The following is a 25,536-nucleotide window of genomic DNA, read 5'->3' as shown; positions in this document are numbered from 1 at the left end:
TGTAATTTTATGTATTAAAAACCAACATTAAGTCCAAAACTGAATGTTCTTCCTTGTCCGACAGAGTTTTTCTCAACTCCCATCGAAGTGGTTGAATCTCCGTTTGATGAAGTCTCCGGATCTGTTCCTGAGTACGAAGTAATCAAGAAAAGATTGGTCGCCTGTGCATAAATTCTAACTGATGATAATTGCGCTTTTTCTAAAATATTCTTTGGAAGAGAAAAACCGATTGTTAATTGTTGCAATCTTAAGAAATCGGCTTTTTCTGCATTATCAGAAATAGCAAATCCGCTTGAACCGTTCGAAATAACATCATTGTATACCAATCTCGGAATATTGGTCTGCTGCCCCGGAGTTGTCCAGCGATTTAAGACTTCTGTCGAATTATTGTAAAAACGCTGATCTAATAAAGTTCCTCTTGTATTGTTCATTACTTTATTTCCGCCCGAATAAGTAAATCCAACTGTAAAATCAAAGGCTTTGTATTGAATATTATTGGTTAAACCTCCATACCATTTTGGAAGCGCATTGCCTAAAACCTGATAATCGGCCACTGTGATTGCCGGTGCAGTCGACCCGTCTAAATACGTCCAATTGCTTTGTCCCGACGGAACCGCGGCGCTGTACTGTACTTTTTCTCCATTTTTATTAAGGAAAATTCGGCGTCCGTTCTCCGGATTTACACCCGCAGATATTGCTCCGTATAAACTTCCTGCAGAATAACCAACTCTGGTAATGTTATTGGCCTCTGTGGTAACCTGAGTATATCCAATAATATCTGTGTTTCCTTCTGCAAGAGCAGTAACTTTATTCGTTACATGAGTATAGTTGAAAGAGGCTTTCCATTGAAAATCTTCTTTACTGATAATAGAGGCATTCAACCCCAATTCGACACCGCGATTGTACATCGAACCTACGTTGGAAAGAATTGAATTGCCCGGAATTCCTTTTGAAGGCGATTGAGGACTGCTTAAAATCAGTCCGTTTACGTCATTGTTGAAATAATCTGCGGTCAACTGTAATCTGTCTTTAAAGAAACCAGCTTCAAGTCCGATATTGGTTTGGTCGCTTGTTTCCCATCCTAAATCTTCATTTCCTGCCTGAGATAGCGCCCAAGTTGCTGCTGTTCCGTAAATAGACGAACTGTAGAGGTTTTGCGAAGCATAAGCAGATGAAAGATTTCCGTTTCCTACTCTACCCCAGCTTCCTTTTAGTTTAAGTGAATTCAAATAATTTGCAATGCCACTATTTTTAAAAAAGGCTTCTTCGCTCACAGACCATCCTGCAGAAATACCGCCAAAGTTTCCGTATTTACTGTTTACGCCCAAAGCCGAATTCCCGTCTTTTCTAAAGTTTCCTGTAATGAAGTATTTACCACCATAATCATATGATAATCTGAAGAAAGAAGAAAGAAAAAGTCTTTCAGACAAACCGTTTCCAGAGGAACGAATCGTTCCCCAAGTTCCCTGATAATTTTCAAAGAAAGGATCTGATACATTCGTTTGATTTGCTCCCCAAGAAGAATTTTCATACTTCTGAACATCATAACCCGCCAAAGCCGCAATATGATGATTGGCTCCAAAGCGTCTGTCAAAAGACAAGCTATTAGTAAAATTGTAGTTGTTTCTTGTTGCTGCAATATTGGTTGCAGAACCTCCGGTTGCAAAAGCAGAGGATCCTAAATTTGGACTCAAATACGTAATATTTTCAGATTTTAGCCTGTCTATTCCGTAATTAGAATCAAATTTCAGACCTTCAAAAAAGGTAATTGTTGCGTGAACATTTCCAACAAAATGATCATTGGTACTGGTATATTTACTGTTTTCAAACAAAGCTCCCGGATGCCATAAAGTGTTGGTAAATAAATTATTTCCCGGACTTGCTGTTCCCGTTGAGCTCAAGTTATATGTGCCATCTGCGTTATATGGCGATACGTTTGGCGGCAATGCAAAAGCCAGACGTGCTGCACCAATAAGCAATAAACCACTGCTGCTTAACGATCCTGTATTTTGTGCTTGATTGAAGGTATTGTTATAAGAAAGGTTTCCTCCCAATTTCAACCATTTATTTACCTCGTGGTCGATATTGAATCTCGCTCCTTTTCTCTCGAAATTATTATCTTTTGTGATTCCTTCCTGCTTAGAATAATTGGTAGAAAAATAATATCTTGTATGTTCTGTTCCACCAGAAATACCTAAATTATGATTTTGGGAAACCGCATCACGATAGACCAAATCTTTCCATTTTGTATTGACGCGAGAGCCATCTGCGTTATAAGACGGAAAGAAAAGCGCTGATGCGACAGAAGCATTATTTTCATTTCCTGTTAGTATTTTACTGTTTAAAACCGCTTCGTTCTTAATGGTTTCGTACTGTTCAGCATCTAAAAGATCAGGCAGTCTTGTGGCTCTTGTAATTCCGACCCAACTATCATACGTAACTTTTGCTTTTCCCTGTTTTCCTTTTTTAGTTGTAATCAAAAGCACACCACCTGCGGCACGTGAACCGTAGATTGAAGTCGAAGCAGCATCTTTTAGAATATCAATAGATTCAATATCAGCTGGGTTGATATCTGCAAGCGGATTGTTGGCAACCGAATTTGTTGTCGAAATATCTCCCGTATTTACCGGAATTCCGTCAACAACAACAAGAGGGTAAGAACTTAATGAAATAGAATTCACACCACGAATCCTAATCACCGGAGGGTCGTTTAAAACTCCGCTTGGCGTGGAGACATTTACACCCGAAGCTTTTCCGATAAGTGTCTGCTCAAAACTCTGCACCGGAATATCTTTAATCGTTTTTGAAGTAATTCGGGCTGCAGAACCTGTAAATTCTTTCTTGCTTTGAGTTCCGTAACCTACAACAACTACTTCCTTAAGCGCCGTATTTTCTGAAGTTAAACGAATATTAGCAAAAGAGGAATTGGATGATTTTTCTAATGTTTTATAGCCAAGATAACTCAAAGTCAAATTTTTGTCATTTGGAGAAACAGCGATAGAAAATCGACCGTCTGCATCACTTATAGAAGATTTATTGCTGCTTGAAGCGATCACGGTCACTCCCGGAAGCGGTTCTCCGCTTTCAGAATCCCTGACAGTTCCGCTGATCGTTCGTTCCTGTGCTAAAAGTCTGCCGGGAAGAAGGCTCAGCAATAAAACTAAGCTTAATAAGATTTTTTTCATTTTGGTTTTAGTTTAAGAATTGGACAAAAGAATTCCAGGGCCTGTGGTTAATAGGCCTTTAGCAAATTCTATTTAAAAAGGAAATGAGAGAAAAACTAACGTCTTCGCATTCGAAAAGCGATACAGTTATTTTCTTCGAAAAGCAATTTCAAATGTGAGGAGCTGGCATGTAAAAAATGTAATTCGGTTTTCATCTTAAAAAATAATTGTTTTAATAATGATGACCTTATTCAGATTTTGAGGAAATCTTCTTATCTGTCCCGCAAAGCAGGAAGGATTTAGCACCTTATTCGGCAACAGGTTGCTAAGACGTCAATGGGCCTATTCCCTCAGTCTTTCTGGATAAGTATCACTACAGAAATTTTCTGTGATGCAAATATATACTAATTCTACCAAATTAGTCAAGTTTAAAAATATTTTTTTTTAAATTTTTTATACAATTAGGGAAACCTATCATTATAAAAAATGAAAAAATAAAACACAAGTAACTAACAATCAACACTTTAACTTTATAATTATTGTATTTCAAGCGCAATCGCCAAACGGTTTCTTTTTTCTTACATATTAAAGAACTAGCTTTAGGTTTACAATAACAAACTTTAATCGACACGTGTTAATTGCGATTCCATAAATTTACCTGTAACTATATTACCGTCTTGGTCTTCCCATTGCGTAATTACGTTTTCGATTAAATCAGGTTCAAATCCGATTACTTCCATGGTTTGATTTCCAAATTCCTGCTGTACAATTTCTCCTTTTTTAAACATGGCTTTATTTTTTTAAATGATTACTAAAATTAAAACTGTTTCTAAAATTCATTTTATAACATTTAGATGACAGCTTACATTTTAATAACTACAACCCGTTGGGTGAAATTATTTTTTCAATTCTATTAAATCAGCTTAGATGTAAATCTGCATTAATCTGTTTGAATCTGCGTGAAAAATTTATAAAAAAAAATTACTCCTCTCCCAACCTTTTCTATTATCAAATCATCTATATGAAAAGGAAACTCTGAAAAAAGATTTTACATTTACAAAAAACAAACTAAACAAAATCAAATTTCAGATACAGATTAGAATTAGCAAAACCATCAAAAATATAAAGCATGTCATTTAAAGCTATACGAGAATACCGCAACAAAAAAACAAAAAGCAAAAAAAGATATATATTATACTTTTTCTTTGTTCTGCTTATCTCTGCATTTTGCGCTTACGACATTTTTATAACTACAGATTTGTTTGTTCCCAATCAGAACGAATTAGTTAATTCGAAAGGACTAATAAAAACAGTCATGACCGAAATTACGAAACTTGAAAAAGAAAAAGATACTGTTTTAGTTATCAAATACAGCGTTTTTGGAATATGCGGTAACGATGAGAGGTTTTCTAGAAGCGCATATCAAAAAAAAATAGATCAGATAGAAGAACACAGTAAGAATCCCGTTATTCTTGATTTAGACAAATCGGTTGAAGATCTTTATCACATCAACAACAAAGTCGTAATTACCGGAACAACTGGAAGTGGCGAATCTTCTAACGCTTATTTTGACAGTAATTTGAAAAAATACAGTTTTAGCGACGACCTCGAGAGACGCAAGAAAGTTTACGAAATGCAATACACTATTAAAAACAAAGCCAAAGTAGAATTTGTAATCTTGCACAATTTGGACACAGAAATACTGCGACTGATTCTGACTCAAAAAAATGGACAGTGGACCGCACTGAAAATTTGATTAATTGGTATTTATTCTAAAACACTTTCCGTGGAAAATAGAATAAATAGTTCATACAACTAGTTTGATTGGCTAAAATTTTTAATCCTGAAGCTATCAGCGTGAAATACTTCACATCAAATTTTTCACGCAGATTTACAAAGATTTGAATCTAAAAAGATACTTAAAATTGAAGAGTAGTAATTTCAATCATTACAGTAAAATATCTTTTTTATGCAGTTTCAAAATACCGTCAAAAGCTGTTGATGCGTTATGTACCTGTATCGTCCATTCTTCTGCGGCGTTGTCGTCTGCTCCATCTGAAATGTATTTCAAACACAAAAACGGAATTTTTTCTTTCATCGCCACCATTGCTAGCGCGTAGGCTTCCATATCAATAACATCATAAGGCGCATGCGAATGGCCCATTTCAAAACTATCTCCTGTTCCGCAGATTCCGATGCTTAAATCGTCCATTGTCAAACCGTATTCCAAAACGGGTGGCAAACCAGAAAGCGGTGTTTCATATTGGGCATATCCTAAGCCTTGTACATCCATATCGCGTTGAATAAACTTCGTACAACAAATCACATCGCCTTTTCTAAAAAAATTACTTCCCGCAGAGCCAAGATTCACAATCAATGATGGCTTTTTTTGCTGTATGGCTTTTGTAAGTTCGTAAGCAGCATTTACTTTTCCGATTCCGGTAATAAGGGTTCGGAAATCATTAAATACAACTCCTGCTTCAGATTCTAAAGCAAATGAAAATAAAACATCTTCTAAGGGAAATGAATATTCGGTATTAATTGTAATCATTTTTTCAAACATTTTTTAGATATGCAAAGATGCATCATTAAAAAACAAATTGTAATAATCATTTCAAAAGACCTTAAGAAAATCCTAATATTTATCTCTTAGGCAATAAAACCAAGCATTAAATGTTTATATAATAAGACAAATTTAATCTTAACCATTAAAGCTGATTAACATTTTAGAATATGAAAAGAATATTTTTTGCAATAAGCATGATTGGAATTTCGTTTCACAATTACGCACAAGAGTTAGACAATAAATTCAAAACCATTCCGTCCAAAGATCCTGCGGTAAAAGAAGTCATTCCGCCAAAAGAACCTTCACCAAAGGTAAATCCCCCAGCTGTAATCGAAAAACCGGATCCCTTGGTCGTAAATCCTGAGGAGCTTTTTAAAAACACTCAGATTTACAAACAAGAAGCCAATACGCCTGGAATTTTCTACAGAAGAAATCAGTTTTTAGGAAACTTTAAAACAAAAGGCCTCACTTCTACCATTCGGTACAGAGACGCTGCTTTTGTTGATGGAGATAAAATAAAAGTATATTTAAACGACAAAGTAATCGAGCCCGAAGTAAGCCTTGACGGCGAATTTAAAAGCGTTAAAATAAATTTAGTGCAAGGAATCAACAAAATCGATATTGAAGCCTTAAACGAAGGTTTTGCATCACCGAACACAGCCGAGTTTCAGGTTTTTGATGACAAAGGATTGGTGATTTCGTCAAGCGAATGGAATGTCGGAACCGGTTACAAGGCCGTAATCATAATCGGTAAAGAGTAAAAAACAAAAAAACTGCTCATCTCGGCAGTTTTTTTGTTTGGATATATGTAGTTAACTACGTAGTTTTGTACTTATATTTATTTTTTATGCAAGTACAATTAAAACCGATACAAAACGAATACGAAGAACAAATTGTCGACTTGATTCTGAACATCCAGCAGAAAGAGTTCAATGTTCCGATAACTTTAGAAGATCAGCCCGATCTTCTTAACATTCAAAATTTTTATTATGAACCTGGAGGTTGTTTTCTAGGAGCTTTTGCGGATGAAAAACTGGTAGGAACCATCGCATTGGTAAAATTCAGCGAGAATGCCGGAGCCATCAGAAAAATGTTTGTGAAAAAAGAATATCGTGGCAAAGAATTCGGAATTGCACAGCAACTTTTAGAAGAATTAATTAATTTCAGCCGTCAAAACAAAATAAGCGACTTGTATTTGGGAACCGTCTCTATTTTACAAGCCGCATTGCGTTTTTATGAAAAGAATAATTTTATAACGATTAAGCAAAACGAGCTTCCAAAAGATTTTCCGTTAATGAAACCGGATACTGTTTTCTGCCACCTAAATTTAAATTCATCAAAATGAATATAATAGACGAAATCGGAATATTGGCTATTTCCACCAGACTACAGCGACTGAGCGAGCAACTACGCAAAGACGGTGCTTTAATCTACAAATCCTTTGATATTGATTTTGAGCCCAAATGGTTTCCGGTCCTTTATACGCTTCATGTAAAAGAAATTTTAAGCGTGGTCGAAATAGCATCCGAAATCGGCTATAGCCATCCCTCGACCATTAGCCTTTTGAAGGAAATGGAAAAAAACAAAATCATCGCTTCTAAAAAAGACAAACTTGACGAGCGAAAACGTCTTATCATGCTCACATCAAAAGGAAAAGAGCTGGTGACAAAAATGCAACCCGTGTGGAGAATCATGCAAAATGCCTTGACCGAAATCACAGATAATCAGAACAATCTGCTTAAAGCAATCGAGGAAACCGAACAGAAACTGGCACGCCAAAGTTTTTTTCAGAAAGCCACTGAGCTGAAAGACTGAATTATTCCCTTCCGGTGATTCTTTTGCGGTGATTATAGCCCCATTTTGCTAGCGAATCTATGACTTCTTTTAGCGTATGGCCATAATCTGTAAGCTTATATTCGACAGTAATGGGCTGTGTGTTCAAGACTGTACGTCTCACCAATTGGTTTTCTTCGAGGTTTTTGAGTTCGCGGCTCAGCATTTTTCCAGAAATACCTTCTACTTCTCTAAGCAAATCTGTAAATCGCAAAGTGTTAAAACAAAGAGAAGCAATAATCGAAATCTTCCATCTTCCGTTTAATATATCCATAGCATCGTGCACCGCCATAATGTTTTTATTGCAAGTTACACGGTCATGTTTCGGCTCTTCAATCATAAAATGTTAGTTAGTTACCCAAATGTCACAGTTACTTTTAGTAATCTGATGACAAAAATACACTTAAAGTTTTTACATTTGGCTAGAATTTTAATCCTAAAAAAAAATGGCCTTAATAGATGCACTTAAGTGGCGTTATGCTGCAAAAAAAATGAACGGACAAACAGTTCCGCAAGAAAAGGTAGATTATATACTAGAAGCGGCAAAGCTTGCTCCATCTTCTTCTGGTTTGCAGCCTTATAAGATTTTTGTAATCACGAATCCAGAATTAAAAGAAAAAATAAGAGCCGTAGGTTTTGACCAAAGCCAGATTACAGATGCATCGCACGTATTGGTTTGGGCAGCTTGGGACGGTTACAGCCTTGAAAAAATTTCTGCTGTATTTGACAGAACTATTGCCGAAAGAGGAATTCCTGCTGATGCAATGGACGAGTACAAAAACAGACTTTGGGGAATGTACGAGCCTCTTGGACAAGAATGGCACGCCAATCATGCGGCAAAACAGGCTTATATTTCGTTCGGTATCGCCATTGCGGCCGCAGCAGAACAAGCAGTAGACGCAACTCCAATGGAAGGTTTTATTCCGGCAGAAGTAGACAAGCTGTTGAATTTGAGCGAGCTCGGACTTAAGAGCGTCTTGGTTCTTCCGCTTGGCTACCGAGATGCAGACAACGACTGGCTCGTAAATCTGAAAAAAGTAAGAACACCTGAGGACGAATTTATTACAGAGATCAAGTAATCAATTCCTTTACTCTCAAAATAATGCTTCCAAATATCGGTAACGATTTCGGAAGCATTTTCTTTTTAACGCTTATGAGCTTTAAAGAAGCTTGGCAAAAAAACTTTCGCACTACAAATTTTTTTTTTTTCTAAAACGGAAAAATAGGTACAAATAGCGGATAATTAAATATTTTTCGATTCCTAATTTTGCAGGATATCCAAGAAAATACAATACTAAAAAAACAAATTTAAATTCATAACTATGTCAGATTTTTTAAAACAATTCGGAGAAGATCTCAAGAAAAATGTACCTGGTTTTATTGCTGTCTCTGTTGCCGAAATCAAAAGCGGCATGTCTTACTATTCTCAATCTGTTCTTTCAGATTTTGATCCAGAATTAGCCTCTGCTTATAACCTAGAAGTAGTGAAAGCAAAAATGAGCGCTATCAAGGCTTTAAATTTAAAAGATCAGGTTATAGACAATGTTATGATTACGCTTACATCGCAAATTCATATTATTGACGTTTCAGACAATCAGGAATATTTTATCTATCTGGCAGTTGACTCTACAAAAGCCAATCTAGGAATGACAAAATCAATCCTGAATAAGTATAAAAAAGAAATCGCAGACAAATTGTAATTTCGTTTTGCATCATAGTTTTATGAAAGGAATATTCGCTGCGGATGTTCCTTTTTTTTGTTACGGTATTTTTTAAAATACTATATTTAGCACTCAAACCAGAATCGCATTAATGGAATTAAGAGCTTTTTTTGAGAAATATCCGAACGAAGATGCCTGCATAGAGGACTTTAAGAACAAGCGCCTGAAAAACGGATTAATTTGCAGGAAATGCGGTCACAACGAGCATTCATTCAGAAGAATCGACCTGAAATTTCAGTGCCGTAAATGCAAAAATCGAATCAGTCTGCGATCGGGAACCGTGATGGAAAATTCAAATCTTCCGATTCGCTACTGGATGATCTGCATTGAATTGATGACTTTGACCCATCGTAAGATTTCGATTTTAAGAATCCAATATCTTCTTGGCCATAAGCGCTACGAACCCATTTGGCTCATGGTGCAGAAAATACGACTGGTCATGAAACAAAGAGACGAAAAATACAGATTAAGAGCTTATTCTGAATTTGATCCCGAATTTCTGGAGAGAATTGAGAAATCGGTCTTGCAGAAGAAAATCTCATAATAGGCATTAATAAAAAATGAGGTTCTAAAACCTCATTTTTTATCTAAATCATATTTCAGGAAGCAATTATTTTTTCTTTTTAGATTTTGCTCTTTTTGCTTTCTTTTTGGCTATTTTTTTAGCTTTAGCTTTTTCTTTGGCCTTTTTAGCTTTCTCTTTCTTTTTAGCTTTTGCCTTAAGTCTCGCTTTTTTCGCTTTTTCTTTCTTTTTATCTTTTGCTTTTTCCTTTTTCTTTGCTGCGGCCTTTTTCTTTTTCAGCTTTTCTTTTTTCTCAGCAAGCTGCTTCTTGTCTTTTTCTTTCATTTTTTTATTCTTTTTGGTTTTAGAATCGGTTTCTGGCTCGCCTACTTCGGCAGTTTGCTCTTCCTGAATTTCAGAAACAACATCTTCTTGCTCTGTCTTTTCTTCTTCTGAAACAATTGTTGCTTTTTTTGAAGTTCTTTTTGCTTTAGGCTTCACTTCTTCTGCAGGTTTTTCTTCTTGAGAAGTTTCTTGTTTCTGATCTTCGTCAACAGTTACCAATGGCTGTTCCAGCTCCTGACCGTCTGCATTTACGGCTACGTTTTTATCCATAAATTTGTTAATATTTAAAGTTTATCATAATTAATTTTGAATTATACAACATTTCAATGTTACCAAATTGTTAAATTAACATTAAAAAATCAGTAACAAAGATACGGCTAAAATCAATTCGCCAATGTTAAGTTTTCAATCCAGCTAAAAATCGCTTTTACACGATACTGTACAGCAGGTTTTTGAGAATAAACTGCGAATCGCCTACCATTAAAGTGTTTGCCAGAGGAAAACAGCAGAAAAGTCCATTTTATTGAGATTAACACTTTTTTATAAAAAAATTATGAATTTACAGACAAACCAAAAAACCATTTAGTTCGTATGTAAGAGAAAACGGTATTCTTGAATAGTGCAAGATTTTGTAATGAGATAAGTATAACAGATTGTCACGTTTTTTGGAAATAAAAAATCTCGTTCTGTTTCTGAATATCGCTTTTCCACATCAATTAAAGCAAAAAACCTGCCTCGTACGCAAAACAGAAAGCAAATTAGTAACGTTAGTGCTTTTTGTACTTTTGATGCTTTAAATCGCAAAAAAAAAGCTCTGAACCTGAATTCAGAGCTTTTTCTATTTTAGAAGACATTTTTTAGTCCCACTTATTGTTTGCAGAGACCGCATATTTTCCGGCCCCTGTAAAAAACAATGCCAACGCACCTAATAAGTACAACATCAAAAGTTCGTTTGCGTAACCTCCATGTTCGCTAATGGAGAAAATCTCTTTAGAATGCGCCACAGCTATCGCAACTACACAGTTAATCACAAATATAACAGAAGCAATTCTTGTACGCCATCCCAGCAGAATAGCAAGAGGCGCTAAAACTTCGCCGATATAAACAGCGTATCCAAATGCTCCCATACTTTCGGTTAAAAAAGAAATACCATGAAGAATTTTGGCCACTCCGTGAAAAAGCATTAAACCTCCTACGCTGATGCGCAAAAGCAGTAATCCGAAATCTGTGTTTTTTGAAATCATAAAAATTGGTTTTGGGTTTTTAAATGAATTATAAATCGATGTTTTTTGCAACCCAACTAAAATACAAAATTTTGATTATGCCAAGCAATCTTAATTAAAATGAACACAAAAAAATCATCAACTTGACCTCAACAAAGATTACTTATTCAAGCCTTAAAATAATCAAAACAAATCCTAAACTCGGAGAAACAGCACCTAATGCTTTTCTTTAAAAAACCATAATTTAAATCCTAATAATCAACTACATAAAAAACAGCTATAAGTAAAATCTATAGCGTGTTTTTCGATTATTTTCTTTAATTTTTAGTTTTTATTTTCGATTATGGCATCAAGTGAAACTTCTAAAAAGTCAGAATCATTCGGGTTATTTTTGCTTTCTTATTATTTTGACCATAAATTACAAATTCAAAAAACTGAATTTCAAATAATTAATAACAAAAAACTAAAGTATTACATTATGAATCCAAAACACACTGATCATCTTTCCGCCACAGTATTTTTAACGGTATTTTTACTTTAAGTTTTCAATCAAGTAAACCGAATAAAAAACTATCAACCAATAAATTAGAAAACAAATTTAATTGCAATCTTTCCGATTGTAGTTCCTGATTCAAGTTGCTGATGTGCTTTTTTAAAATTTGCCGCAGTCAATCCGTTGAAGGTTTCCTTAAGCGTATGTCTTAAAATTCCGCTATCCAAAAGCGCTGCTGTCTTATTTAAAATAGCATGCTGTTCCTGAATATCATCGGTCTGATACATTGAGCGCGTGTACATCAATTCCCAAGAAAAAGAAACACTTTTGCTTTTTAGTTTGTTCAAAACAATTGGTTCTGCACTTCCTGTAATCGAGGCGATATGTCCTTGTGGTTTGATCAGTTCTGCCATTATATCCCAGTATAAATTGGTATCGACAAAATCTACAATAAAATCAACATATTGAAAACCGGCTTCCCTAACCTCATCAGTCAAGTTTTTATGATTTACTACAAAATCAGCTCCCATTTCTTTGCACCATGCAATTGTTTCTGGTCTAGAAGCTGTAGCAATCACGGTTAAACCTGCAATCTTTTTTGCCAGCTGGATCGCAATAGAACCCACTCCTCCTGCACCTCCAATTATCAAAATACTTTTGCCTTTGTCTCTTTCAGGACTGATTCTGATGCGGTCAAAAAGAATCTCCCAAGCCGTCAAAGTTGTCAACGGCATTGCGGCAGCCTCTTCAATTGTAAGCGATTTTGGTTTTCTGCCGACAATTCTTTCGTCAATAATCTGATATTCGGCATTGCTTCCTTGCTTTGTGATATCACCAGCATAATAAACTTCGTCACCGACTTTAAAAAGGTTTGTCTCTGCTCCAACGGCTTCTACCACTCCAACGGCATCCCAGCCTATGATTTTTGGAGCCTCTAAAACGGTATCTTTTGCAGCGCTCTGCCTAACCTTAAAATCGACCGGATTTACTGATACTGCGCTTATTTTTACTAATAAATCCCTAGCGCCCGGAGTTGGTTTTTCGGTTTCAAATTCGATAAAACTTGCTGTGTTTTCTATGGGAAACGAGGTGCTAAATCCTATTGCTTTCATATTTTTAATGCTTTTTATAAATTTATAGAAACAAAGATAAACGCTGTACAGATTTTACATATGGTATATTTTTATACTATCTCGGTATAAATTCGGCATTTTATGTATTTGATCTGCTAATTTTATTTAGAGTGAATTTGTATCGTAAATATTCATACCGATGATTATCAGAAAGGCAAAAAAATCCGATGCAGCCGACATTGCTCCTCTTTTGCTGCTTGCAATGGAGGATATCGTTTATAAATTTCTTAAAAAAGAGGATTACGCTGCTGCGAAAGATTTCCTGCTGTGTTTCATAGCAAGAGAAAACAATCAGTATTCCTATCAAAATTGTTATGTAGCCGTAGCCGACAACAAAATAATTGGCGCCGTAAACGTGTATAACGGCTCAGATTTGAAAGTTTTACGCCAACCTATAATCGAATATGTTCGAGAGCATTTTAACCCAGAATTTGACCCAGAATTAGAAACTAGAGCTGGAGAGTTTTATATCGATTCTCTTGGGGTAAGCAAAAATCATCGGGGAAAAGGAATTGGCTCCAAATTATTAAAATTCCTGATTGAGGAATATGTCTGCAAAAACAAGGAAACATTGGGACTTTTAGTGGAAGAAGAAAATCCTTTGGCGAAAAACCTTTATTTAAAAATCGGATTCAAAGTCGTTGGCGAAAAAAGGCTTGTGGGAAAAAAGCTGGAACACCTTCAAATAAGTCCGAACTCTTAGATTTGAGGTAGTGGCACTTCGATTTTTGAAATATGCCGCTCCTCTGGAGCTTTTTGTTGCGTTTCTTCTTTTTAGCTATAAATATTTCGCTTTTCCAAAGCTTAAAAAAAACTAAATGCTATTTATATTTGGTTTTCAATAGAAATTATCTTCAACAGTAGACACCAGCGGGTTTAAATATGCATAGATCTAAATGGCACAAGTGAAAAATAAAGCTCCAGAGGAGCGGCATATTCAAATCCTTGCTGAAAATCATCCTGCTACTCTAAAACTTAAAAAACAAAAAAGGGAGCTGTCTTAAAAACACCTCCCTTTTCATCTCTCAAAATATTTAAAACATAAAAAAATCTACAAAAGTGGCTCGATAAAGTTTACAAGCTGCGAATCGGTTTGCGAATTAAAAGAAGACTGCACCAATTGTACGGTAAGGAATAAAGTTTTGTCTTTCAATTCCATCTTAACATCATCATTGTTTTCAGAATTAGTCAAATTGATTGTGGTCATTTTATCCTGCAACGCCTCTTTCCCCATATCGTCTGAACAGATTTTCTTCACAAAAGATTCAATGTCATCAAAAACGATTTCCAATCTTGACAAAGGATATTCGTCGTAAGCGGTAAAGCTGTTCCAGTCGATATCGACTTTTATATCATAACCTGCTTTGTCTTTTAACTTTGCCTCAAAGGCCGGAAGTTTTTCTGTTTTAATAGATTCTGCTAAGCGTTTTTCTGCTAGTCCCATAGTATTTGATTTTCATTTTACACGAGCAAAAGTATCCTCAACGACGCTACTGCACATCACTATTTTTAGTGATTTTTGGTTTTTCGTTTATGCCGTTTTCAAATTTATCCTGCCCCTGTTTTCCAAAATTTCTGTCAGCATGTCCGATTCGTAACCCAGTTTTTGTGCTTTTTTTGCTTCTCTTAAAGCTTTAGACGGATTCTCTAATTTATAATACATTTCGCCAAGATTGCAGCGGTAAATTGGCTCTTTCGGATTTATTTCGATTGCGTTTTTAAAATAAGCAAGCGCCTCTTCATATCGCTTTTCTAAATCCAGAATACAGCCAAAACTATTGTAAATGTGTGCGAGCGCTGCGGGTTCGTGTGCTGTTTTGGCAAAAAAGTAATCTCTCTGGCTGTAACAAACTTCAAAACCCTTGGTGTACCACAAAAGTCTTGCTTCTAAAAAATAGGCAAAACCATATTTAGGATCCATTGCTATTAAGGCATCACAGTTTTTTTGGGCTTCTTCATAATTTTTTGCAAAAACAAAATTCCAAGCTGTTTTCAAAAGTTCTCTTTTCTTTTCGTCCTCTTGCCTTTCATACTGTTCCTCGTCCATGTCTTTTTTGTGGCGCTCGTCTATTACGATTTCCCAGTCTTTAAAAAAAACTTGTTTTTCATTGCCCTTAACGATAAACTCTAAGTTTTCTCCGTCTGAATTACTAAAATGAAGCAGAAACGAAACCTCTTCAGCAGCTTCGTCTCTGACTGCTTCTATACATTCATCGAGTTTTAAAGTGTTGATATGTATGGTTAACCACGGAAACAAATAAGAGCCTCTGTAAACAAAAACAATTTGGTTAGGCAAATATCGAAGCGCATATTGCGCAGCATCTTCTTTTTCTAATTTGTAATCTTTAAATGAGGCAGTAGAAGCTTCAATGTAATTTCCAAGATTAAGTCCAGAGAATTTTAGATTCCACAGTAGTAGTTTTTCCTGAACTTCACGTCTTTTCTGAATGGAATTGGATGTCCTTATGCAATTTATGAACTTTGAGAAATGTTCTGGATCGCTATAATATTTATGGCGTCTGCGATGATCTGCCAATTTTTTCTGTTTTACACTTTCGTGAATTGTCGACGGCTGGGTTTGTTCAAATTCCAAAAAAACCACATCTTCGTTGTACAGCTTAAAACCGCCGTTTTGGTACAACTGAAGATAGAATCGTTTGGCTTTTTTTCCTTTAATCCTGTCGGATTCATCCAACGGATATTTTTCTTGTTCCAATACAATTTTATGAAACGGGAAATCAACATTTATTTGATAATACTGGTCTTCTATCACAGAATACCAAGCCATTTCGAATCGATCTGCATTAAACGGAATATACACCAAACTCGAAAAAGCTGATTTTTTCAAATCATAATTTCTCGAATACGCATTCATTTCTGCTAATTCTTCATCGGAATAAAAACAGTTGTCGTTCTCGATTTTCAGATTCGAAATTAATTTCTGAGCAGTATTTACAAATGCAATAGAATCAATATACATGAGGAGTTCCCTATCGTGATAAACCCCGAAAGAAGATTTGAAATAAATATCGGCAAGGGATTTCTTTTTGTAATAATGCAGACTGTACAAGCGAATGTAATAAAAAGCAGGAACGCCCAATAAAATCGAAATCCATATGGCAAAATAGAGTCTGTTGAAAACACCTGTTTCTTGATAGTAAACCAACGCATAAGCTCCATAATCTACAAATAGCAAAAGGAGAATAATCAGAAAAACACCAATTAAAAACTCGATGGTGATTTTAGAATTAAGCTTGCCGTAGTAATAGACATAAGAATAGCCCAGCCAACCTATTGCCACATTGAAAAAAATGGCAACGCCGAGACCCAAAAAATAAAGCAATAGGTAAGTAACTGTAGCAGCTGCCAAAAATAATCCGACAGGAAAAAATATTTCACCGCTAAAATAAATGGGTTCTACTCTTTCGTACGAACGATAATTTTTCATATTTCTCTTTTTACTATTCTGTTATTTTAAAACCAATAGTCAAATGTAAAATATGAGACAGGAGAACAAATCATCATAATTAATGATTTTCGTTTTTAGGGAGAAGGGTTTTTAAAATGGCAATTTTTACAAAAAAAATGCGTTCATAAAAAAATAAGAAAACTTTGTTACGTAAGAATAATAAAACCCGTTGGGTGTAATTAAAAAATAAAAGCATTTTAACACATAGAAGCATAGTTTTTTGTGCCGAAAAAAGAAAATGGAAGAAACAAGTTTCCACACATAGCTAGATTATGTGCATTAAACTAGTGAAACGCCTTTTTTAAGTTTAGTTAAACTATGTTTCTATATGTTGAAAATAATTTCACCCAACTAGTTAATAAAGACTTCAAATACAAATTAGTTACAAATAATGAAAAACATAACCATACTAGAAGCAGGCTTAATTTTGAGAATAGTTTTAGCAATCACCATGCTTTCGGCAGTAGCCGATCGTTTCGGATTATGGGGACCACCAAATTCAAACGGTGTCGTTTGGGGAAACTGGGAAAACTTTGTAGCATACACTCAAACACTTAATTCATTCGCAAACCAAGCAACTGCCGAAGTTCTGGGCGGAATAGCAACGTTTCTGGAAATTTTATTCGCGCTTTTGCTAATTTTTGGTTTCAAAACCAGAATTGCCGCTTTAGGCACCACTTTCTTGATGCTTACTTTTGCTTTTGCTATGGCAATTTCGGTTTCCGTAAAAGCTCCTTTTGATTATTCGGTTTTGACGTCTGCCGCTGCGGCCTTACTTTTGGCTAATATCGGGAAAACCTATTTTGCTGTTGACAACAGAATATAAAAAAATTGAAGCACTTCTGTAGAGATTGCTTCAGTTTTTTTTATTCTTTTCAAGATAATTTCTTCCTAAAATATAGCTGTTCATATGCAATGGATTCTTCAAAGCTAAAATCTTCATAATCGAATGATTTGAGCGTTTCAATCAAATCAGTGTCTACTGCAAATGCTTTTACCCAAATCAAATCATGCTTGCGCTGACGAGCGATTTCTTCGGCACGCTTTAAAAGGACCATTATATCCGAAGTTGCAAAATAGATTGTTTCGCTTAAATTGATTGGCTTTAGAGCGCCCACATTTTGATTGGACAATCTTGAAGAATCTAGTTTTGCAAAAGACTGCGGAGTTTCTCTGTCATAAACCATCAGAATCTCAACGGAAAAATCATTCTGAATTTTAAACAACTCAGACTCGGAAAGTTTTTCCTGAGCATATTTCGCACCTTGAGTTTCGCCGAATAAATTGCTGTAAAACTGAAGGGCTTTATTTGCCATCCAAAAGACATTATCATTTATAATAACCACAAATTTTGCTGTTTTCTCCATAATTTTTCTGTTTAAGAAGCAAAATTGAGAAGTTTACAGACGCTATAAAAGTGCAGTATGGCTTTGGTTTTGTGCAGAAAGTCGTTTTTTGCCTAAAGATTTTTACGATATTCCAAGGGAGGAATTCCGGTCTGATTCTTAAAAAAGCGTCCAAAACTCGACTGGTCAGGAAAATTTAACTGGTTGCTGATTTCACTAATGGTCAAATTCTTGTGCTGCAATAGGACTTTTGCTTCGAGAATTATTATTTCGTCGATCCACTCGCCTGCCGTCTTGCCGCTGTTCTTTTTGACCGTTTCTGATAAATATTTCCGACTTACATTGAGCAAATCGGCATAATAACGAACACTTCTTTGAGACAGGAAATCTTTAAAAAGCGCCGTTTTGAATTTTTCGAATAATGGATTTTGAGTTCCCGAAACCTCAATTTTCTGCTGCATATCGTCGAGCTCGTAGATCAGCACATATAAATAGCTTCGTAAAATAGCAGCTTGATGAGCCGATTGGCTATCTGATGTTTCTTTGATTAAATTAAAAAGCTGTTCGAATTTTTGTTCATTCGCATCCGAAAGCCTGCAGACATTACTATTTTCAAAAAATGAATATTTGGCTAAGAACAAAACATCGGCTTGGTTTTTAAGAAAAAACTGCGGTTTAAAAAAAATGATATCAATCAAGATTTCATCGCTGTTTTTAGAAAATCCCCTAATTACAGAAGGTCCGAGCGCAATTATGGCCGGAGCTTCTACAACCACTTTTTCAAGTTGAGACTGCATAATGATGCTTCCTTTTCGTAGAAATTCGATTGCATAACTTTCTGCACGGTAAGGTTCGCTTATATAAGGATGTTCTGTTGTCTGAATGTAAAAATAGTCGTTTTTACTCGAAGCCTCAGTAAACAAGCTCTTATGATGCGCCAACGAATAAGTGAGGATTTTATTGACCAAGACGGGATTTTTTAATATACTTTCAAATATAGTTAATCCCTAGAAAGAGCAAAACTTTAATCGGAGAACCTTAATAAAAACAAAAATGGCGCATTCCTGCGCCATCTTCACTATAAACAAAAGTTCAAATTAATCTTTGATGATATTGAATCCCATGATTCTTCCGCTTTCTTTAAGACGGAAAGTTTCTTTTACTTCTTTTGTAACAGGATTGTACTGATTTACACCAGAGAAACCGTCTGAAGCACTGTTTGACAAGAAATAAATTTCTCCGTTATGGAAAAATGGATTTTGTGTTGTATAGAAATTATCAGGTGGCATGTTTAAGCGCGTAGCTTTTTTGGTAACCACATCAATTTCATTCCAATACCAAACATCGTCTCTGTATCTAACCCCATGCTGTCCGCCTCCGTAGTAAGAAACCGCTCTTGATGGAATTGTAGTATAAATTTTTCCGTTGTGAGCAAAAAGTCTGTTGAACTCAGCAGGAAACTGATATGTTTTCATGTCCAGCGCAAATGTAGTGTCAAAGTTAACTTCTCCTTTTTTGATTCTAAGGATTTTTGATGAAAGCGCAGAAGACTGTACTTTCATGTCACTTACAGATGCAAAATACAAGTCGCCTGTAACTTCGTCTAAACTCCATAAAACATGGTCAATGAATACTCCTAAGTTAGTAGTCCCTCCCATTTTGGTAACATTCTCGATTTTGTTTGTAGTTAAGTCGTATACTGCGATTGCTACTTCATTAGTCGAAGGAGTTACTTGCCAGTTTCCTGCCGCTTTATCTCCTAGTAATAAATCTAAGTATAATTTATTGTCTCTTTTTGCAATAATCAATTGCCCGATTGACTCTAATGGCTGTCCTTCTGAAAGCGAAGAGAAATCAATTTCTCCAGTTCTTTCCATAGTAGTTGGGTTGAATTTCTGAAGTTTCAATCCACCTCTTATTTTATCCCAGTAGTAACCTTCTGTTGGACCTGCAATAAGGAAATTAGTTTCGTAAGCGCTAGACAAAGATGGCAAGAAGCCTTGGTCAACAATTTTACCAGTAGCGTCAATTCCCATTTTGTTGATTCCTTGTTTTGTATTAGATACATCATTTACTTTAAAAAGTGTTTTATCCAATGTTCTCCCTCCCAAAGAAGAAGTAACTTGAAGAAATGGCAAACCAGAAAGGTTGATTTCTCTAGATTTATTATCTTTTAAAGCATAAATACCACCGCTCCAGTTGGCAGCGCCGTTATAAATGATCCAAGTTTCGTTTTTTGGCAAAGTATCGTCGTTGTTTCCGTTGTCCGGATTATTGTTATCGTCATTGCTGCTGCAAGAAAATAAAATCATACAAGCAGCTATTCCTGCCAGTACTGAACGAAGTGAATTGCTTCTTTTCATAGTTGATCTGATTTATGGTTTTATTTAAAAAAAATTATAAACTACTTTAAAATGGAAAGATCTTCCGGGTCTCTGAACATTGAAGTTGTCATAGAGTTTTACATCTCCAATATTTCTGCATTCGGCAGACAAGGTTGTTTTATGCGAAGCAAAATGATAATACACCCCAACATCATTAGAAAACTGTCCGGTTCTTCCGTCTTTCGGAATAATTAATGAGGTTTGGAAATCCTTAACCGGACCGAACAAAGAAGGTTCCTGGTTTTTTGGAATCGCTACTAGAAAAAATCGATGTGTATAATTAGCATTCCATGTAAAATTTAAATTATCGCCATCCTTAAACAGGTTTCTGAAATAGGTATTGGCCCAGAAATTCCCAAACAAAAACGGAATATTTGGAACCCTCGAATCGTTTAGATATCTAAAAGTCGCTTCCTTTATTCCAACCCTTCTAATATCTTGATAGGTTACGTTAAATCCGGTGTTGAGCCATTTTGTTGGAACATAATGGGTTTCAAACTCAAAACCTTTTATTTCAGTCTGCTCATAATTGATGTATCTGCTAAAAGGGATATCATACTGAAGAAAAATCCCGTCTTTGGCATTTCTATAAAACAAACTGCCCGAAAAAGTAAGACTGCTGTTTTCGCTTAAAATCGAATATTCTCCATTTAAGTTTAAATTCTGGCTTTTTTCAGGCTTAAGATCCAAATTTTCCCTAATCAAGACCGCATCTCCAAAAATTTCAGATTCATCAGGAAGACGAGTGGCATATTCATAAGAGAATTTTATCAAATAGTTCTTGTCTGCCCATTTTAATCCTCCCAAATACCCGAATTCGCTGTCATCTTTTGATGATTTCCAAGCCGCACCGTAATTATCTGTGGTATAACCGTTGGTATTATAATGGTAATATTTTGCTGCAGCTATGCTCTCTAATTTGCTGTCAAACCATAAAGAACGCCAAGCCAGCGCCATATTATCTTTTTGGTAAACTGCGGGAATCGTCATGACATCGGTACCATCAATTGGAGAAATTGCTCCCAACGGATCACTTCCTTTTCTTCTTTGATATTGATACAATTCGCTAAATTCTAAAAAGTTGCGCTCAGAAAGTTCATATTCCATGTTCAATCTTGAAGAAACGAAGTTGTAATTCAGTTTCTGAAAATTCCCTGCACGTATTTCTCCAGCTTGTAGATTTCGTCCGATAATTTCACCATTCCAGTTGTAGCGAACAGTTGTTGTATCAACAAATCTGGTATTAAAATGGCTGTAATTTGTCAAGAAGCTTACTTTTAGCTTATCCTCAAAAAACTTCTTTTTGTAATTGACCATTCCCGTATAGTTTTGCTCTTTCGAGAATGCCTGCCCGTAAACGTTAACCATTTGTGCATCGTTCTGAATTTGCTTGTAGAAATCAGAATAAATTAGCGTCAGCCTCAAATCGTCTGCCCATGATTTTTCTTTTACTCCAACAAATGCTTCAGCATAATTGGATCTCGTCATATCATGAAAACGTCTTACATTTTTAAACTCTTCATTTGTAGCATTCTGAATTGGCACTTTTACCTTATAATCGTTGTCCGAATAATTTAAAGAGCCGTTGAATCCGCCGTATAAATTGTTTTTGTTTTGAAGATAAAAATTTGCTGTTGCCCTGTGCGTATTGAAGGAAGCGATTTCGTATGATACTTCTCCGAAATTCTTATTAGAAGTCCTGCTTACCAAATTGACTCCTCCCCCTAAAGCATCAGAAGCAAGATAAACCGGCATGACACCTTTATATATTTCGACTCTGTCGAGCATGTTTACGGGAATCGTACCAAGGCTGAAACCGTGTCCGAATAATTCAATCGGAATTCCGTCTTTAAAAATACGTATTGCCTTACCTTGAAGTCCGCCCAAATTGATCTGTACCTGAGAACCTACATTTCCATTGGTACGCAGCTTAACGCCCGAAGCACGATTTAGAAAATCGCCTACATCTCCTGCTTTATCATATTGTTTTTTCAAATCGATTACTTGAACCGAAAAAGGAGATTCTTCAAGCTGGGTTTTTATGGTTTTGTTTTGTACTAGAACTTCTTTTAAGTCAGCCGAATCATGGCCTGAAGTATCTAGCGCAAATCTGAAATAATTTTCTTTATTGCAATTGATTGTAATAGACTTTTGCTGTTTTATTCCAGCTTTGCTGATGATTTCTATTTGATGTGTTCCTTCTTCCAACGAAAGTTCCAAAATACCAGAGTTATTGCTTGTTCCGACTGTTTTTCCGTTGACTAAGACGGTTGCATTCGATAAGGGATTTGCTAGATGATCTTCAATTTGAATATGAACCGGACAGGCATTTCCAAAAAAAATACCAACCAGAAACAGGAATAAAAGGTGTAATTTAAACGTCAAGCTGTTTTTATTTAAACTTATTATAAATTATATTTGCCAGTGCAAAAGTATTTGATTAGTGAGGGATGCTTTTATGAAAATGGAAGTTTTAATTATGAATATAGAAGTATAAAAAATGGCTTTTAAGATTGATTCGAATGATTTTGCTGCTTTTCTGGAACCTGAGAAAAAAATTGATTCTGGGCTGGCAGAAATAGAACTGGAAGGAGAAAAAGATATAAAATTTGTAACCCCGAAAGGCGATATTTTATTTCATGAACATACCATAACGGAAGATTTATCGATTTTGCAGGGGAATTACCAGCTAAATGACGATGTAGCTATTTCTGGACATGGAGAAACATCGCTGTTAGAAATGCATTTTAATCTTTCTGAACAAAAAATCGGTTATGTACATCCGAGTTCTGTCAAAGATTTTGCAGCGCCTATGTCAGGCAACATCACTTTTCTTTCTGCTGAAGACAATCACGCCAAAATCGATTTCAAGAAAGACATTGTTTACAATACCTTCGACATTCACCTTCCATTAGACATCCTTACCAAATATGCAGGAGAATCTAAGGTAATGGATCACTTCCTGAATAACATTCAAAAAAATACCAGCACCGCGCTTTCGAAAAACGAAATTAAAATCGGAGCCAAAATATTCGGTGTCATTCAGGATATTAAAAACTGTTTCTACAAAGGACTTACCCGAAAAATTTATATGGAATCTAAAATTTATGAGCTCATAGCATTAAGCCATCATAGTTTAGACCACGAAAAAGAAGCCGTGAAACTGGCAGGAGGTGATGTTGAAAAAATCAAATTTGCTGCCCAGATCATTCGCGAAAACATCGATAACCCGTACACTATTGTAGAATTGGCGCGCAAAGTGGGAGTCAATCAGACCAAATTAAAAGAAGGTTTTAAAATCATTTTTGGAGACACTGTTTTTGGTTATCTTCAAGAAATCAGAATGAACAAAGCCAGACAATATCTGGCAGATACTACACTTTCGATTCAGGAAATAAGTCATCTTTCTGGTTATCAAAATGTTTCTAATTTCAGTATTGCCTTTAAAAGGATTTTCGGTTATCCGCCTACGAAGTTGAGACTTAAGGTTTAGTTTTTGTTATTAGTGCTTAGTCCTTAGTCCTTGGTTCTTAGTTCTTAGTTCTTGGTCCCCGTCTTTAGTATTCAGTAATCAACTATTAGTAATCAAATACTTAACAACCTCTTCATTAGTATCAGTTATTAACCCGTTGGGTGTAATTAAAAAATAAAAGCATTTTAACACATAGAATCATAGTTTTAAACTATGTGCATTTAGACTAGTGAAACGCCTTTTTTACGTTTAGTTAAACTATGTTTCTATGTGTTGAAAATAATTTCACCCAACGAGTAGTTATTAGTAATCGGTACAAACTGCTTCTGTCAGTTTTTGAACAATGAGTTCAGGACTGTTAAAGTTTAAAACTTAATATAGTTTAAAAGTAAACCACAACTGACCACTAAAATCTGAACACTGAATACTAAAAAATTTTTAAGCTATATTTAAGTTCCTGAACAAATTTGTATTCGTAAATTAGCAAATACAAAAACATATTTTAAATGACAATACTTACCTTTACCCTGATTATGATTCTGGGTGCCTTTCTAGCGGGCTTTATCGGTTCATTATCAGGACTTGGCGGGGGGATTATTATTATCCCGCTTTTAACAATTATTCTTGGAGTCGATATTCATTATGCCATCGGAGCCGCATTGGTCTCGGTAATCGCAACTTCCTCAGGTTCTGCCGCGGCTTATGTGAAAGAAGGAATCACCAATATGCGAATGGGAATTTTTCTAGAAGTTGCCACTACGATTGGAGCCGTTTGTGGTGCGCTTCTATCCACTGTCGCTCCTACCTCTTTTATAGCCGTCTTATTCGGATTAACATTAATTTTTTCTGCTATTAATTCACTTCGCAAAAAAGAAGAGCATATCGTTTTAGAATCTAGTCCATTGGCTAAGAAGCTAAAACTTGACGGGACATATCCGACTCACGACGGACAAGTTGTGCGTTACGGAACCAAAAATGTAATCGGCGGTTTCAGTATGATGGGCGTTGCCGGAATGATGTCGGGGCTTCTCGGAATCGGTTCTGGTGCTTTTAAGGTAATCGCTATGGACAATATTATGCGCGTTCCGTTTAAGGTTTCTACCACAACCAGTAATTTTATGATGGGTGTTACAGCAATGGCTAGTTCGGTAATCTACATCCAGAAAGGTTATATCGAGCCGGGCATCTGTATGCCAGTCGTAATTGGGGTTTTGTTTGGCGCAATGGCTGGAGCGAAGGTTTTGGTAAGAACTAATCCGAAAAAATTGAGAATCTTTTTTGCCTGCCTCATTTTTGTTTTGGCAGTAAATATGATTTATAACGGACTAAATGGAAAAATCTAATATGGTACAAGAAGAAAAATTTGGAGAAAAAGATTTTCAAACGATTATAGGAAACCTGCTTCGTTATGGCGTTTGGATTTCGCTATCGGTTGCTTTTATGGGTGGAATTGTGTATTTAATGCACAACGGCAATCAGATTGAAGATTATTCTGTTTTTAAAGAAAATGACCGAAATATTTTCGAAGTAATCGCTGCAGTCTACAACGGAGCCATTAGCGGCAACGGAGAATCATTGATTTTTACCGGAATTATTTTGCTGTTTTTGACGCCGGTTTTAAGGGTTTTACTTTCGTTGTTTTCCTTTTTATTAGAGAAGGATTACCTATATGTTGTAATAACGCTAATTGTCATTTTGATTATTATTACAAGCATATCCTTTGGTTTTTCTCATTAGGACATTTAAAAAAAATATTTCTCCCGCAGATTTTGCAGATTAAACAGATAAAAAAGTATATCCAAAAAAATCAATCTGCAAAATCTGCGGGAGAAAATTAAACGATTCTGAAGTCAAAAAAACTTTGAATCTTTGAACCTTTGCAACT

At 35.6% G+C, this 25,536-nt stretch carries 24 protein-coding genes, 1 pseudogene and 1 riboswitch; of the genes and pseudogenes, 12 read left to right on the top strand and 13 right to left on the bottom strand.

What is annotated here, in order from left to right; translation table 11 throughout:
* Nucleotides 1–14: 14 nt before the first annotated feature.
* Both E0W73_RS20600 and E0W73_RS21500 read right to left on the bottom strand, forming a co-directional pair.
* Entirely contained in the window at nt 15–3,185 is a 3,171-nt protein-coding gene (locus tag E0W73_RS20600) for a SusC/RagA family TonB-linked outer membrane protein (RefSeq protein WP_135223931.1), read from the bottom strand.
* Between the two features lie 248 nt (nt 3,186–3,433).
* A riboswitch (SAM riboswitch) is annotated at nt 3,434–3,534 on the bottom strand.
* Between the two features lie 250 nt (nt 3,535–3,784).
* Nucleotides 3,785–3,952, bottom strand: coding sequence for a hypothetical protein (locus tag E0W73_RS21500; protein ID WP_162847739.1), 168 nt, complete (start codon nt 3,950–3,952; stop codon nt 3,785–3,787).
* Between the two features lie 341 nt (nt 3,953–4,293).
* Here E0W73_RS21500 and E0W73_RS20595 point away from each other — a divergent pair, with 341 nt between their 5' ends.
* Nucleotides 4,294–4,920, top strand: a complete 627-nt coding sequence (locus tag E0W73_RS20595; RefSeq protein WP_135223930.1) for a hypothetical protein — start codon at nt 4,294–4,296, stop codon at nt 4,918–4,920.
* Between the two features lie 192 nt (nt 4,921–5,112).
* On the opposite strand, the gene E0W73_RS20590 is transcribed toward E0W73_RS20595, so the two are convergent.
* Complete coding sequence (locus E0W73_RS20590; protein ID WP_135223929.1) at nt 5,113–5,715, bottom strand: 5'-methylthioadenosine/S-adenosylhomocysteine nucleosidase family protein; 603 nt, start codon at nt 5,713–5,715, stop codon at nt 5,113–5,115.
* A 182-nt stretch (nt 5,716–5,897) separates the two neighbouring features.
* On the opposite strand from E0W73_RS20590, the gene E0W73_RS20585 reads away from it, so the two are divergent.
* The 3 genes from E0W73_RS20585 (at nt 5,898) to E0W73_RS20575 (ending at nt 7,545) form a co-directional block, all read left to right on the top strand.
* Complete coding sequence (locus E0W73_RS20585) at nt 5,898–6,491, top strand: hypothetical protein (protein ID WP_135223928.1); 594 nt, start codon at nt 5,898–5,900, stop codon at nt 6,489–6,491.
* A gap of 86 nt (nt 6,492–6,577) precedes the next feature.
* A complete protein-coding gene (locus E0W73_RS20580; RefSeq protein ID WP_135223927.1) occupies nt 6,578–7,075 on the top strand; it encodes a GNAT family N-acetyltransferase in 498 nt (165 codons plus the stop codon).
* Nucleotides 7,072–7,545 (top strand): MarR family winged helix-turn-helix transcriptional regulator, encoded by a 474-nt coding sequence (locus E0W73_RS20575; protein ID WP_135223926.1) that lies wholly within the window; start codon nt 7,072–7,074, stop codon nt 7,543–7,545. The genes E0W73_RS20580 and E0W73_RS20575 overlap by 4 nt, the downstream gene beginning before the upstream one ends.
* 1 nt (nt 7,546) lies before the next feature.
* Here E0W73_RS20575 and E0W73_RS20570 read toward each other — a convergent pair whose 3' ends face one another.
* Nucleotides 7,547–7,903 carry a winged helix-turn-helix transcriptional regulator gene (locus tag E0W73_RS20570; protein WP_244248531.1) on the bottom strand — a complete coding sequence of 119 codons (357 nt, stop codon included), beginning with the start codon at nt 7,901–7,903 and terminating at the stop codon, nt 7,547–7,549.
* A gap of 106 nt (nt 7,904–8,009) precedes the next feature.
* Between E0W73_RS20570 and E0W73_RS20565 the strand changes: the two genes are divergently transcribed.
* The 3 genes and pseudogenes from E0W73_RS20565 to E0W73_RS20555 all read left to right on the top strand — a co-directional run.
* A complete protein-coding gene (locus E0W73_RS20565; protein ID WP_135223925.1) occupies nt 8,010–8,642 on the top strand; it encodes a nitroreductase family protein in 633 nt (210 codons plus the stop codon).
* Nucleotides 8,643–8,885: 243 nt separating this feature from the next.
* Nucleotides 8,886–9,263: a hypothetical protein gene (locus E0W73_RS20560; protein WP_135223924.1), complete on the top strand. Its 378-nt coding sequence runs from the start codon at nt 8,886–8,888 to the stop codon at nt 9,261–9,263.
* 112 nt (nt 9,264–9,375) lie between these two features.
* Nucleotides 9,376–9,819: pseudogene (locus tag E0W73_RS20555) on the top strand (transposase); the annotation flags it as partial.
* Between the two features lie 75 nt (nt 9,820–9,894).
* Here E0W73_RS20555 and E0W73_RS21530 read toward each other — a convergent pair.
* From E0W73_RS21530 to E0W73_RS20540, 3 genes are all read right to left on the bottom strand, one after another.
* Nucleotides 9,895–10,401 (bottom strand): hypothetical protein, encoded by a 507-nt coding sequence (locus E0W73_RS21530; RefSeq protein WP_208730556.1) that lies wholly within the window; start codon nt 10,399–10,401, stop codon nt 9,895–9,897.
* A 587-nt stretch (nt 10,402–10,988) separates the two neighbouring features.
* The gene (locus E0W73_RS20545; protein WP_135223922.1) at nt 10,989–11,375 is read right to left on the bottom strand and encodes a DoxX family protein; all 387 of its coding nucleotides are present in this window, start codon (nt 11,373–11,375) and stop codon (nt 10,989–10,991) included.
* Between the two features lie 564 nt (nt 11,376–11,939).
* Complete coding sequence (locus E0W73_RS20540; protein WP_135223921.1) at nt 11,940–12,959, bottom strand: zinc-binding alcohol dehydrogenase family protein; 1,020 nt, start codon at nt 12,957–12,959, stop codon at nt 11,940–11,942.
* Nucleotides 12,960–13,119: 160 nt separating this feature from the next.
* Between E0W73_RS20540 and E0W73_RS20535 the strand changes: the two genes are divergently transcribed.
* Complete coding sequence (locus E0W73_RS20535) at nt 13,120–13,683, top strand: GNAT family N-acetyltransferase (protein ID WP_135223920.1); 564 nt, start codon at nt 13,120–13,122, stop codon at nt 13,681–13,683.
* A gap of 348 nt (nt 13,684–14,031) precedes the next feature.
* Here E0W73_RS20535 and E0W73_RS20530 read toward each other — a convergent pair whose 3' ends face one another.
* Entirely contained in the window at nt 14,032–14,424 is a 393-nt protein-coding gene (locus E0W73_RS20530) for a hypothetical protein (protein ID WP_135223919.1), read from the bottom strand.
* A gap of 87 nt (nt 14,425–14,511) precedes the next feature.
* Nucleotides 14,512–16,428: a tetratricopeptide repeat protein gene (locus E0W73_RS20525; protein WP_135223918.1), complete on the bottom strand. Its 1,917-nt coding sequence runs from the start codon at nt 16,426–16,428 to the stop codon at nt 14,512–14,514.
* A 412-nt stretch (nt 16,429–16,840) separates the two neighbouring features.
* Between E0W73_RS20525 and E0W73_RS20520 the strand changes: the two genes are divergently transcribed.
* Nucleotides 16,841–17,275 carry a DoxX family protein gene (locus E0W73_RS20520; protein ID WP_135223917.1) on the top strand — a complete coding sequence of 145 codons (435 nt, stop codon included), beginning with the start codon at nt 16,841–16,843 and terminating at the stop codon, nt 17,273–17,275.
* A gap of 49 nt (nt 17,276–17,324) precedes the next feature.
* Here E0W73_RS20520 and E0W73_RS20515 read toward each other — a convergent pair whose 3' ends face one another.
* From E0W73_RS20515 to E0W73_RS20500, 4 genes are all read right to left on the bottom strand, one after another.
* On the bottom strand, nt 17,325–17,816 hold the full coding sequence (locus tag E0W73_RS20515; RefSeq protein ID WP_135223916.1) for a hypothetical protein: 492 nt from the start codon (nt 17,814–17,816) through the stop codon (nt 17,325–17,327).
* 92 nt (nt 17,817–17,908) lie between these two features.
* Nucleotides 17,909–18,763, bottom strand: coding sequence for a helix-turn-helix domain-containing protein (locus E0W73_RS20510; RefSeq protein ID WP_135223915.1), 855 nt, complete (start codon nt 18,761–18,763; stop codon nt 17,909–17,911).
* Nucleotides 18,764–18,892: 129 nt separating this feature from the next.
* Nucleotides 18,893–20,158: a hypothetical protein gene (locus E0W73_RS20505; protein WP_135223914.1), complete on the bottom strand. Its 1,266-nt coding sequence runs from the start codon at nt 20,156–20,158 to the stop codon at nt 18,893–18,895.
* A gap of 24 nt (nt 20,159–20,182) precedes the next feature.
* Complete coding sequence (locus E0W73_RS20500) at nt 20,183–22,564, bottom strand: TonB-dependent receptor (protein WP_135223913.1); 2,382 nt, start codon at nt 22,562–22,564, stop codon at nt 20,183–20,185.
* A gap of 115 nt (nt 22,565–22,679) precedes the next feature.
* Here E0W73_RS20500 and E0W73_RS20495 point away from each other — a divergent pair, with 115 nt between their 5' ends.
* From E0W73_RS20495 to E0W73_RS20485, 3 genes are all read left to right on the top strand, one after another.
* Nucleotides 22,680–23,672 carry a helix-turn-helix transcriptional regulator gene (locus E0W73_RS20495; RefSeq protein ID WP_135223912.1) on the top strand — a complete coding sequence of 331 codons (993 nt, stop codon included), beginning with the start codon at nt 22,680–22,682 and terminating at the stop codon, nt 23,670–23,672.
* A gap of 485 nt (nt 23,673–24,157) precedes the next feature.
* Nucleotides 24,158–24,994: a sulfite exporter TauE/SafE family protein gene (locus tag E0W73_RS20490; protein ID WP_135223911.1), complete on the top strand. Its 837-nt coding sequence runs from the start codon at nt 24,158–24,160 to the stop codon at nt 24,992–24,994.
* A complete protein-coding gene (locus E0W73_RS20485) occupies nt 24,981–25,388 on the top strand; it encodes a DUF1634 domain-containing protein (protein ID WP_135223910.1) in 408 nt (135 codons plus the stop codon). The genes E0W73_RS20490 and E0W73_RS20485 overlap by 14 nt, the downstream gene beginning before the upstream one ends.
* Nucleotides 25,389–25,536: the final 148 nt, after the last annotated feature.

The sequence above is a fragment of the Flavobacterium foetidum genome (assembly GCF_004634245.1).
Lineage (GTDB): Bacteria > Bacteroidota > Bacteroidia > Flavobacteriales > Flavobacteriaceae > Flavobacterium > Flavobacterium foetidum.
This window is presented reverse-complemented; position numbering and strand designations above follow the sequence as displayed.